The 11,972-nt window shown below is 39.2% G+C and carries 8 protein-coding genes and 1 pseudogene; 4 read left to right on the top strand and 5 right to left on the bottom strand.

The genetic code is table 11. The annotated features are described in order from the left end of the window. Nucleotides 1-1,296: 1,296 nt before the first annotated feature. A pseudogene (locus M5U24_RS09670) lies at nt 1,297-1,530 on the top strand (integrase core domain-containing protein); the annotation flags it as partial. A 261-nt stretch (nt 1,531-1,791) separates the two neighbouring features. Here M5U24_RS09670 and M5U24_RS09665 read toward each other — a convergent pair. After that, nucleotides 1,792-2,691: a DUF4438 domain-containing protein gene (locus M5U24_RS09665; protein WP_099325921.1), complete on the bottom strand. Its 900-nt coding sequence runs from the start codon at nt 2,689-2,691 to the stop codon at nt 1,792-1,794. Nucleotides 2,692-3,131: 440 nt separating this feature from the next. On the opposite strand from M5U24_RS09665, the gene M5U24_RS09660 reads away from it, so the two are divergent. Both M5U24_RS09660 and M5U24_RS09655 read left to right on the top strand, forming a co-directional pair. Continuing rightward, on the top strand, nt 3,132-4,367 hold the full coding sequence (locus tag M5U24_RS09660) for an RCC1 domain-containing protein (protein WP_164995466.1): 1,236 nt from the start codon (nt 3,132-3,134) through the stop codon (nt 4,365-4,367). Between the two features lie 367 nt (nt 4,368-4,734). Then, on the top strand, nt 4,735-5,478 hold the full coding sequence (locus M5U24_RS09655; protein ID WP_099325923.1) for an MIP family channel protein: 744 nt from the start codon (nt 4,735-4,737) through the stop codon (nt 5,476-5,478). 161 nt (nt 5,479-5,639) lie between these two features. On the opposite strand, the gene M5U24_RS09650 is transcribed toward M5U24_RS09655, so the two are convergent. From M5U24_RS09650 to M5U24_RS09640, 3 genes are all read right to left on the bottom strand, one after another. After that, nucleotides 5,640-7,358 (bottom strand): putative transposase, encoded by a 1,719-nt coding sequence (locus M5U24_RS09650; RefSeq protein ID WP_099325924.1) that lies wholly within the window; start codon nt 7,356-7,358, stop codon nt 5,640-5,642. Nucleotides 7,359-7,375: 17 nt separating this feature from the next. Then, entirely contained in the window at nt 7,376-7,876 is a 501-nt protein-coding gene (locus tag M5U24_RS09645) for a helix-turn-helix domain-containing protein (RefSeq protein ID WP_099325925.1), read from the bottom strand. A gap of 495 nt (nt 7,877-8,371) precedes the next feature. Next, nucleotides 8,372-9,409: an IS630 family transposase gene (locus tag M5U24_RS09640; RefSeq protein WP_298202282.1), complete on the bottom strand. Its 1,038-nt coding sequence runs from the start codon at nt 9,407-9,409 to the stop codon at nt 8,372-8,374. Nucleotides 9,410-9,546: 137 nt separating this feature from the next. Between M5U24_RS09640 and M5U24_RS09635 the strand changes: the two genes are divergently transcribed. Further along, entirely contained in the window at nt 9,547-9,894 is a 348-nt protein-coding gene (locus tag M5U24_RS09635; RefSeq protein WP_295100059.1) for a hypothetical protein, read from the top strand. 196 nt (nt 9,895-10,090) lie between these two features. On the opposite strand, the gene M5U24_RS09630 is transcribed toward M5U24_RS09635, so the two are convergent. Beyond that, nucleotides 10,091-11,626, bottom strand: a complete 1,536-nt coding sequence (locus M5U24_RS09630; protein WP_099325927.1) for a glycosyltransferase family 39 protein — start codon at nt 11,624-11,626, stop codon at nt 10,091-10,093. Between the last annotated feature and the right edge of the window lie 346 nt (nt 11,627-11,972).

Genomic DNA, 11,972 nt, shown 5'->3' with positions numbered 1-11,972 from the left:
AGTAAATACCTCCGCTTCAGTATGAAAGAGGTTTCAAACGTTTAGCAATGCGCCTGTTTTCTACTCGGTAATATTTGTTACCTGTGGAAAATGAAAAAAACCAACCACTAGTATAGCGTTTCGGCAAAACATCGACATATTGTTTTCCATTATGAACTACGACTGAACAGTCTTAAATCTTGTATTTACAAAGGATTGGATTTTCAATGCCCTCATAGTAATGATGCTATTTTATGTGTATATTTTAATGAAACGTTATACTAGATTCCCCAAAGAAGCCATTGCCCTTTGGGGCATTTTTTGTGCGTGTTTGAGAATTATCTTCACGGGAAGCGGTATCACGCACATAATGAAGTCCATTTTCTATTGACCAGTGTCCGCGAGAAGACTTAAGAATGGTTTTGGGACTTGCTTTTTGTTGTGTCAGGCTGGTAATACCGTAAACAATTTCCTCGGTTTTTTTGTCGGTCTTGACTTCTGTAAATATTCCATGAATGCAAAATACCTGGCGCGAAAATAAGACTACAAAAAATATTTTAAGTACAGATACTACAACACGATATGGTTATAAGCCCATTTTCATCGTTTCAGGGTGTTGCAAATGAAACATGATGACTAGTGACTTATTTTGTCATTACAAGGGTATCAGCTTGTCATTGCGAGGGTCTTTTCCGAAGCAATCTCATAAACCGTCATAGAGGTCCTTCCATCCTGCATTCATTCATTCCATTAATTAATTCTATTTTTTTTAGCCCTTGAGCCACCCTTAATTCGCTTCTCCCGCGATATGGCGTTTCTTACGTCATGAAATATCTCGTAGTATACTGAACTGCTTCATATTGTTTTTGTCTTTGTGAAACAGGATTATTGAAATAGGAAACGAGATTAAGTTTGTCATGTATTAGTGTGTTATTGTGATGATTATGCATTTGTGATATTCTTTCTGAATATTGATAATCCTGCCAGATACCTTCTATTTGAAAGGTATTGGCGCTTATGAATTGGTGGATATTTTGAATTATAGCGCACTTATAATCACCATTCAAGCATTTTGTCCATCATATTATCACCCTAAAATCCCAAAATTTGTTAAAGTTCCCGAATAGTGCAAAAATGTCCTGATCTTAAAATGTATTTTGTTGCTACTAACAGGCAAGCAAGTAGACTATTTTGTAATATAGGTTTACAAGGTAAGGGCTAGATAAATTCGTCGCTCTGCGGCCTTCAAACACAAAAGACTTTAAGGGGTGTATTATGATGGTTTATGTGTGTAAAAATAGGTGTTTAAGCAAAGAGATCGCAATCAGTATGTATGGTAGAGGGCGGGCATTTGATAACATTTTTACGGAACGTCTTTGGAGGAGTGTGAAGTACGGAGAGGTTTATCTCAAAGAATATCAGGCTTGTAGTGAAGCACGTGAGGGTTTGGAGAAGTATTTTACATTTTATAATATTAGGAGGTATTACCAATCACTGGAATATAAAATACCGTATGAAGTTCATTTTGGAGTTTCTTCAGTGAGCAAATGAGGAAAAGGAGCGGTGGGGCGAAGGAAAATTGCAGAGTGTGCAGAAGGGTAACGGAAGGAGCCTGCTGCACACTGTAGATTGATGAATTAATGCATCTAAATATTAATAGTAAATGGTCTTGACAAACCAGTCCACCTTATAAAAAAACTTTGACAGCATAGTGATATAACACTGCAGCCGCAGAAACGGCTTGTTTCCAAACTAATCGCTGGTACGCATGGAAATAAGTGCTAATGTACTAATGATAATTTAAGTAAGATGTTAATTTGTTTTCCTTTTTTTGGATTTTCTAAATCTTCCAATATTCAAATAAACGCCTATATTGGCATTCTTGTCTTTATAGGGAGAGATTTTGCCTTCAGCGGAAGTAAACAATGTGGTAACCCCAGGTCCGTGGCCTGCTGTTATACAATTTGTGTGAACAACAACCCCTACTGTGATAGCCCCGGTTTTATATATTCTTCCATAGGAATGGTCTGCATCCATAATCGCAACTATATCTCCCAACCGTAAGGTATCCAGGTTATGTTTTTCTATTGTTTGTTTGTCGAACAATTGTATATCATAATCTCCCCGATAACAGTGTTGTGAACCAAGCCCTGATCCCATAATTGCTGCCGGTATAGTGTGTGTTACTGGAATTTGCATCACCCCTTTTGTCTTGTCATATTTTATTGGCAATGTTTCTAGAAGATGAGGGGAGAGATTGATGGTTTTTATTTGCGGACAATTTGTAAAAGAAAAGCCCAAACCGATACAGCGAATAAGTATTTTGTCGCCTATTACGAGTTTTTCAATAGTTTTATCATCAAAATCTACCAGCACGTTTTCTATGCCGCCATGTTTTCCCGTAACGATGCCTGTATCTCCCTTTGCGTCTCCGGACACAACTTTTGCGCTATTTCCGATGCAAGCCAATAAATTGAGTGCACCATTTTCTTCCTTGTCTTTATTCCTGATGGATACACAGGGCTCAACATGGTCAGCTTCCCATTGTATCGCACTATCCCCTATTTTTACATTATAAGTAATTCCGCCTATACCTGGCAATATGGCAGGTATCCCTTCGGGAGATATGCTGTATGCCTTTGCGCCTCCTGATGGACTGGAGACTTCCCCCAATGCAGATATTTCAACAAGACGATTCCCATTTGTTTCCATAGTATGTCTTTTTTTCTCCTCTAATACTGAGGTTTAACGAATCTTCACTAATATGCAGGCGTAATCTAGCATAGGGTACGGAATAATGGCAATACAAAATTTGTAACACTTTAGTTTTTTGAAAAAGTAGGGGGCGAAGCATTTGATGTAAATTGTCATAAAATGTGTTCATACCCAAACGGGCAAATGCTTAGTCCCTACTTTACGATTATTGGAATTTTTCAAAAAACTAAAGTGCTACCAAGATTTACATTGATATTTTTCGCGCACTCTCCGCCATAGTTGTTTTTGGGATAAAGGAATTGTTTAAGTAAGGGAAACCGAATAATATATTTTTTTTTGCAATTTCAAACGTATTATTGTTATAAACTATACACATATTAAATTTGATGTGTTTTTATTACGATTAATACTAAAACAAGTACAGGCAAATAGATACGATGATAATAAAGTTACAGAAGGGGTTTTCAGAAAACATGGTGATTAACATTTCTTATTGTATTTTAATAGTAGCGGCAATGTTAACTTTCTGTTGTTCATTATTTGCTGCCGTTCCTCAAATATCAGGCGGAGGTTCTCACAGCCTTGTTTTGAAACCAGATGGTACCGTTTGGGCGTGGGGGGGGAACCATGCCGGACAATTAGGCGATGGTACTACCAATCCCCGGAAATTTGCCATACAGGTGAAAGGACTGGAGGATGTAGTTTCTATTGCTGCCGGATGGGAGCATAATCTTGCCGTTAAATCAGATGGAACAGTCTGGGCATGGGGAAATAACCGATTTGGACAATTAGGCGACGGCACGAACGAAAACCGCAACACGCCGGTAAAAGTGAAAACCATAAAAGATGTTACTGAGATTGATGCCGGATTCTACCATAGTATTGCTTTGCAATCAGACGGAACAGTTTGGGTATGGGGCAATAACGAGTTAGACCAGCTAGGCGATGGAACAAAATCGGATGCATATAAGCCCATGCAAGTACAGGGACTTAACAATGTTGTTGCTGTTTCTGGCGGCAATCATCACAATCTTGTGCTAAAGGCGGATGGAACAATATGGGGTTGGGGCGCCAATGGATATGGACAGTTGGGGGATGGTACTATGACGGAAAGTTCTATCCCTACTCCGGTTTATGATTTCAATGGGGCAGTTTTTATTGCAAGCGGGAACAATTACAATGTAGCCGTGAAAGCTGATGGCAGTATTTGGGGATGGGGCATGAATACCTATGGTCAACTGGGAAACGGAACACAAACAAATAGCAAGATTCCAATTCGTATTAATGGGCTTAATAATAGTGTTTCAATTGCAACCGGTGGCTATCATGCTCTCATTTTGCAACAGGATGGCACTGTGCTGTCAATGGGATACAACAGGACAGGGCAGCTTGGGACAGGCGCTACTTCCAATTATCAATATACTACATTAAAGGTGCATGGACTCAGCGATGTTGTTTCAATAGCGGCAGGATATTATCACAGTCTCGCTTTAAAGAAAGACGGAACGATTTGGGCATGGGGAAATAACGAATATGGCCAATTGGGAGATGGTACGCTCAATTACAAAAAACTTCCCATTCTCTCACAGATCAAATTGGATCAAACCATTACGCCTGCCCCAAAGGAAGATAGCGCATCTGCAAACACTCCAATTCCCACCCTCGTGAAATAGTTACAGTATTAATAGGCGGCTACCCGATGTATTTAGTCGACAGAACTATTATTAAATATTGTCCATTTTAACGTAAAAATTGTCAAAATAAACACTTGACAAATATCAGGATTAAATGTATAAGCATTACGAAATGGGCGATTTCTTCAAAAGCATGCCAGTAAATATCTTAGAGACAAATTACGTTTTTTTATTCTAATAATCTCGTTTTAAGGGTGGAATTTGTTTTTTTAAGATAATACAGTAACTATAAGGTTTAGCATTATTTAAGCTTCATCCTGTTAGATGTTTGTGTCCTGTAGAAAAATGTGAAAGTTTCGTTTTTTATATTTTGTGTTTTAGAAACTTAATAGAGGAGAAATCCGGGGTGGACTCATTCAAAAAATACATTGCAGAATTTTTAGGCACTTTTACGCTTGTTTTTATTGCCGCTGGCGCAATTTGTACAGATTATTACCTGCGGAAAGCAGGAGGGGACGGTATTGGGGTTTTAGGGATTTCCATTGCTTATGGGTTGGCAATTGTCTCTATAACATATGCACTGAGCTATATTTCAGGCGCACATATTAACCCTGCCGTTACAATAGCATGTTGGATCACCAGAAGGATGAATCCGAATCTGGCTATAAAGTACATTGCAGCACAGATTGCCGGCGCTGCGTTGGCTGGTTTTGTCCTTAAGATTTTATTTCCTGAAGCAATATATACGGTTCATCTGGGAGCAAGCATGTTAGGGGACGGGATTTCTGTAATGCAGGGACTCGTTATGGAGTTTATCGTTAGCTTTCTGCTCGTTCTTACAGTCTTTGGGACGGCAATTGATAAAAGGTCTTTTGGTAGTTTTTCCGGATTAACTATCGGGCTTGTTGTGTTGTTCGGCGTCCTTATTGGCAGCCCGATTAGCAGCGGAGCAATGAACCCGGCAAGGGCATTTGGGCCAGCTATCGCGTCCTGGCAGTTTGCAAACCATTATGTTTGGTGGGTAGGTCCTGTTTTAGGCGGTGTGGCCGCCGCTTTTTTCTACGATGCTGTGTTCGCCGAAAAAGAAAAAAAGATGAAGGCAGCAAAGAAAACGACGATTCCTGCTTTCCGCCGAAAGAGAAGACGGTAATGTAGCAGCATACGGATTGCAAAACCCCCTTCTTTCCAGTTGCAACAAAAAATCGTTTTAAAATGTATTTTGTGTTTCCCTTTTACCTAACGAACAAACTGAGATTTTAACGGAGACACCACGAACGATCAATCCTGCATATAGGGACAGCATCCCTAATCTCAGAACTCCTGATCTGGTGGAATTTGATTTGATACCAAATTATATACAAGGCGCAGATTTGTGCCTGGGAATAATGTTTCGGAACTATTAAGTACATCGCATAATTGTTGAACATATCTGTTGTTCCTTGGGTTTGTCATGTTATGAATCGTTATCCTTAAGACGCCATTCTTTTCATCCGGCATTATATCTGCATCTGTCATAAAAATTTGACGTACCAGTGATCTTGCTTCATCTTTTTTAGAAATATATTCCTGCAATGTATTTGCCATTGCCGTCTCTGCCCGATAAGCAATCATTTTGATTGTGTCTACGAATTGCTTTCCGCTCTTCTTTAAATCCTGAAATTTCTTATCTTCCGGGAGTTTTGAAAACTCTATATGTTTCTCCGTATTCTTTTTTGTCGCCTTGAGTTGTTCAATCTCTTTCTCCAGCGTATCTATCGATTCTCTTATTGTTGCTTTCTCCTGTACATACTTCCGGATATCGGGTTCTTCTCCTTCTGCTTTTAATACCAATGCCCCATATTTTACCCGCTGCCTGTTTAACAGTGTAGTTTTGGTTTTTATCTGACTTTCCAATTCCCTGTAACGGGGATTCACCACCTTTGTCGTCTCACTTATTGCCTCCTGTTCGTACTCGATAAGTCTGTCTATACCATAATGTTCCATCATATATTTAAGAAAGTTCTCCTGAGACCATCTGGAGAACATTCTTGCTGCCAGTACCTCAGCGTTATTCATAAAATCAGTGGTTATTATCGATGTCTGATGACCTGTATCGGTCAATTTGCGTATCTCGCGCACCCAAAGGTCTTGCTTCCGGAAATACACTCCTCGTTCCGCCAATTTCATCTTTACCACTTCGCCATTGTTAAGAACCACCTCTTTCTCTATAAATTCTGATTCCGGCCAAACATCATTTACATACTTTTTGTAGGTATAACACGCTATGCGTTTCTCCCACATTTCTTTGAAAAACTCAGGACTGTAACCCTCACGGTCAAATACTACACCAAAGCGATAGAGATGACGATTGGCTTTTAATTCTTCCCCGGTAGGCTGCTTTGGTATGTCTCGGAGCAACCGGGGTATGATCTGTTCTCTCATTACCGAAAGCAAGCCGGGATTTACCGCTTTGCTTACCACGAAAAATGGCTTACCTACTGCATCATTTACCCAATAGTCGGTTAAACCCCTTAAACATAGCTTTTGCCTCGATACATACCGCTTCGGTAACGGTGTCTTGCTTCCGCTATATACCCGTACATGGCCGTCCACGTAAAGGATCCCGGCCAATTCCGGATCCTCTTCCATCCAGTATTTTGATAACTCTTTGCTCCACTGCTCAGGTTCGCCATGGTTTGTTATATATTTCACTTTTTTGCGCAGTGTTCGTATTTCAGGTATACGGTCTAACCCGATTGCCTTGCCCAATTCCCCAGCTTCACAATAGCGAATTGCCTCCAGTGATTTGATCCTTAAGAGGGCTGCAAACGACAGTAGCAGCAGAAACGATTGTAATCCATAGTACCCTTTGGGAAATGAGAGATAGTTGTTTGCATACTTTAGCAAACCATTTAATAATAATGCCGGCAGTGCAAACAATACCCCTGCCGATTTGACGTCCTGATCGGGAACAAATGCCGGAACTGCCTCATTAAGCCCACCTAATGCGGCTTCTACACGTTCTTGTTCCCGTGTACATCCAAGACCCATACCAGCACGACTATCGGTTACGGCACGCTCACTTTTGTTTCTTTGCTCCGGAGCGCTTTCTGCCGTTTTTTTTTCTCTAACTGACCGCTTTGGATTGCCTTGTGAATCGTACTTGATTTGATATTGAACTTCTTACCTGTTTCTGAAACACTCTGCCCTCTTTCCAGGCACTTTTGCACCTTCGCTTTTACCTCTGGCGTAAGCACATGGGCTGACCTTGTTCGCGCTGACTGACGGAAAAATCCCTTAGGCCCATGTTCTCTTAGCCGCTTTACACTACGCTTAACACTTATTGCCGAAACACCGAAGGCCTTCACTATTTGTTGTTGCTTGACATTACCGCCGACTACTAATTGACTGGTGATGAACCGAAATGATTCCAGGTCGTCTTCCTCATGACTAAACACAGGAAGTCTTCCGTGAAAATAATATATCTTGCTACCTATTTTCTCAAAACCTACCTGATTATTTATCAGTTTGCAGTCAGGGGAAAATAGGGGTAATACTAACTGTGGCATGAGTACCCTCCCTTTCTCCGAAAAAAAGGGATCATATCATTTTCCACCCACGTATGGCAATGCCTTCTCTCTATATACACCTATCTCTACACAATTCAATAGCTTACATACTTTTTGACTAAAAAGGCACTTCCTGGGTTCTGAATCTGAAGAATCAATTCAATAAACTTGACTATAGAACTACAGTTGCAAAACATACCAACAAACCGCCCACATCACCTTAGATTAGGCTGGGGTTTTAAAAGGCAAAAATCCCACGGCATTCATTTTTATCCACATTTATTTTCACACTTTTGACATATAGTCAAACAAATAAGGTTTTCGAAAAATTTACACCTCCCGTCCCTTCTATAAAGAGGGAATTAAGGGGCGTGCTTGTATAGTATGCTTAGTCAAATAAATCTGTTTTTTAGAAAGCCATTTTATTGCCAAATTCCTAAAATCATATTTGTTTGGCTATATTCCATTTTTTCCCTTAGAATATAGTCAAACAAATCAGGTTTTCGAAATTTGCTCGCCAATAATTTGAAAATTTTCAGTTAAAAGAGTAGACAATTCATCTGTATACTCGTTAATATTTTTGAAAAAACTTAAACATTTGTTTTTAAACTTCTCATAAGTATCATAATACTTGTTATACAATATTTTTTTGCGAAAGAATTTCCATAATCTTTCAATGAGATTTAAATTGGGTGAATAGGAAGGGAGAAATTTGATCTTTATTCTCGAATTTGCAAGGTATTCTTTGACCAACTTAGACCTGTAATATTTAGCATTATCAGAGATTATGTAAATAGTACCGGCTTGAGCATACCTTGACTCTATTTCATGGAAAAGCTTTATTGTTGATTGAGCATTGATGCTTTCATCTTCCCGGATTGTTACTTCAAAGGTTTCTATGTCAATAGCACCGTTTAAATTTATTCTTTTCCTGCCGGTATTAGAGGGTATTTCCTTCTTTTTGCCTTTCTCTATCCAGCAATATGCAGACGTAGAATTGTGCTGTGGATGAACTCCATCCATAAAAAGTATCTTATCTCCAGGGGCTTTCTCTTCTTTGAGTTGTTTGTAGTTTTCGATAAATTCTTTTTGTTTTTCAGGGTTTGCTTTGCCTGGAACTATTGTAGTTTTCTTGTAAGTAAAGCCTAATCTATCGAGGGTATGTACCATTCCTTCGGGTGTATAGATTTTATTGAATGTCTGTTTTACATATTCAACAATTTCTTTTGCCGCGCTATAGTTGTTTTTCCTGATATGATCTTTTAATTGTTCTTCTTGTTCGCAGGTGAGTTTTGGCATACAGCCAATATAATTGTCAGATAAAAGCCCGTCAAAACCTTTATCTTTGTATAGTTTTTCGTAATTCCTGATTGTTTGATCGTCTAACAAGAGCGCCTCTGCTACTTCTTCATAACTCCATCCTGAATCAAGAAGAAGTATAGCTTTGATTCGGTCGGCATGACGTCTATGAGGCTCTTTCTTATGTGCTTTTTTAAATTCTATTCGGGTTTTTTCACTGAGAAATGGATTCATGCAGAATTTAATACTCTAGAAACAATTCAAATGCAAGAAAAAAACAGATTTTTATAAAAATAAATGCTTTTACTATACCACCTGACAATTGTCCTGTTTTTTTCATCAGATTAAAAAAAGTGTAAAAGAATGTCATCGTGCTAAAAAAGCTGCTCACCACCACTATACTACTATTTATTATCGCAGCCTTCGTGTTATTTGTAGCGAAATCACTTCAAAAAACGAGCGGATTCAGACTTATGGGAGGTAGGAGCAAAAGTAGTATAACGATAACAAAGGAAGAAATATATTTATGGGAAAATTATAAAAATGGCAAACTCTCCGGTGTAATTGGGAAAGCGCATCACGGGGAAAAAATTGTGTTTATCAATAGAATGGAAAAGGCGGCTTTTGTAAAAACCGCAAAAGGGCAGGTAGGCTGGGTGTATACACGCAATATTAAAGAGTCCCCTAATAGCGGTATCTTTACAATCTCCACAAAATAATCCAACCAGCATAAAAACATCTTTCCGGTCTATCATTGTGGTGGACATTCTCCCATAAGTGCAAGATAATAAATACACCTTTATTAATAGGAATTTTAAAAATTCCTCGTTAGGAAGAGGGACAAGGGGAATGATTCGTTGATTCATTTTTACATACTCCTTAACCATTTAACCACGGAACAAATATGTTGCAATATTATTTTAAACGGTAAATAAGAAATCCTCCTGGAACGGCAATGTCCTTTACCTGAGCCGTCATGTTGTAAAACGGTTGCTGTATAAAATGTGCCAGATAATCTTTGTCTGTGTTATAAAAAACAAAAAGGGCGGTTTTGGGCATTTGCCCTTTGTAGGTTATCTGCCCGTATAGCTTTTCTTTCTCCGGGGTATTTCCTCCGCCTCCCAATATGACGGGCCAAAGCAGTTTTATCCTGTGTCTTTGATCTTCCGGAGTTAAATAGTAGAAGGTAAATACGTTAATATTGGAAATAAAAATGTATTCTGCATCTGACTGAAGCAGTGCTTCTGTGATCTGGCGGTGATCGTAATAATCCCATGTATTGTCGGTTTTACCGCCCACATAAATAGAAGGTTCTATTACGCCGTTTGAACGGCTGTTTGGAATATAATAATTTGTAGCCAACAATATCAAATTTATTAAAATCACAATACCTCCCAAAACACGCCACATCCCTCTATTAGCGTTTGTCTTGCAAAACCCTAAGAAAACAGGTAATACCCATGCGATAATCAGCCATATGCGCGAACCGACAGAACCGAATGGCGTAATTTGCCATATACCGGCAAAGTTAATGGCAATAAAGGTAATGATACCCCAAAACATCTTCTTTTCTGTTTTATCATGTTTTGAAATAAGGAATATTGTTGCGAAGATCGCTAATATTGCCGGGATTCCCCATACGAAGGGAAGGATGCTCCCCCCTGAAAACCGCGCGTAAAGTCCGTCTCCCGATAGGGTATAGAGAAGATTTAAGAGCGCGGTTTTCAATGAAGCCGGCGGAATGGAAGGTTTTTGGGGAAATAAGTCCATTCCCAGCGCAAGCATTGAAACAAACCGTGGTATCAGCCCAATTGAAAACCCGATAAGGCAAAACATACCATGGATTAAAAAACACCGCAGTCCGGGCCACATGAATAGTGCATAGCAAATGACGAGAGAAACTGCGCTTGGGAGAAAAATTACGTGATTCCAGATTCCAAACGACAGAACAAAACCGGCGAGTATCCATCCTGTTATCCGGACGTATTTTTTTGCGTTATTACAGAGTTTTACGTATATCCAAATTGTTCCGAAAAAGAAAAAGGGATTAAGCACAAAGACTTCTCCGCAAAGCCGTGAAAGCATGACAACGGGCGGGAAGGTGAGAAGAAGTCCGGCTGTCCATCGCGCCCGGTTAATGCAATGTTGCCGTGTAATATCAAAAATTGCAATAATGGTTATGAGGGTAAAGACGGGACCCAGACACCGCAGACTCCATACAGAATTCCCAAAAAACCATACGCAAACAGCAAGCATGTATGAATGTACCGGAGATGTATAATTGTTGAAAATACCGGTGAGAGGCCGCACTCCTTCAAGAATCATTTCCGCTAAGAGGCCAAATATCGCTTCGTCTCTGTGGATACCGACAATGTCATCCAGTCCCCAGAACAGGATGGCGATTCCTCCAAAAAAGCCAATAAAATACCAATATATTTTTTTAGCAATCAAGGCTATTTGTATGCAGGTGTAAAATAGTTAAACGGTTCAATTATTGTAACTTCTCAACTTATTGATAGTACCTTATCTGTAATTTCTTTGCATTTTTTTGCAAAATATTTAATGGTGAAATCCGAAATGCTAAATACGAAACAAACTCTAATGACAAAGCATAAAATTCAAAACAAATCCCAAAATACCCAACAATACGAAGCACGAAATACGAAAGATGCGCTTGTTTAGCATTTCAAATCATTTTGTCATTAGAATTTGTTTCGGATTTCGTGCTTCGTACTTGTTTAGTTCTGGCTATGCCAGCTTAGGTGTGAACATGAGCATTCATCTGCTTATGTAATGA

Origin of the sequence: Candidatus Kuenenia sp. (assembly GCF_027493735.1) — a bacterium.
Taxonomy (GTDB): Bacteria; Planctomycetota; Brocadiia; order Brocadiales; family Brocadiaceae; genus Kuenenia; species Kuenenia stuttgartiensis_A.
Note: the sequence above shows the minus strand (reverse complement) of the source record. Positions and strands in the feature narration are given on the sequence as shown.

Excerpts from the sequence above, each read along its gene's own strand:
- M5U24_RS09665 (WP_099325921.1), bottom strand. The coding sequence starts at position 2,691 with ATGGAAACAAATGGGAATCGTCTTGTTGAAATATCTGCATTGGGGGAA.
- M5U24_RS09660 (WP_164995466.1), top strand. The coding sequence starts at position 3,132 with ATGATAATAAAGTTACAGAAGGGGTTTTCAGAAAACATGGTGATTAAC.
- M5U24_RS09650 (WP_099325924.1), bottom strand. The coding sequence starts at position 7,358 with ATGGGTCTTGGATGTACACGGGAACAAGAACGTGTAGAAGCCGCATTA.
- M5U24_RS09645 (WP_099325925.1), bottom strand. The coding sequence starts at position 7,876 with ATGCCACAGTTAGTATTACCCCTATTTTCCCCTGACTGCAAACTGATA.
- M5U24_RS09640 (WP_298202282.1), bottom strand. The coding sequence starts at position 9,409 with ATGAATCCATTTCTCAGTGAAAAAACCCGAATAGAATTTAAAAAAGCA.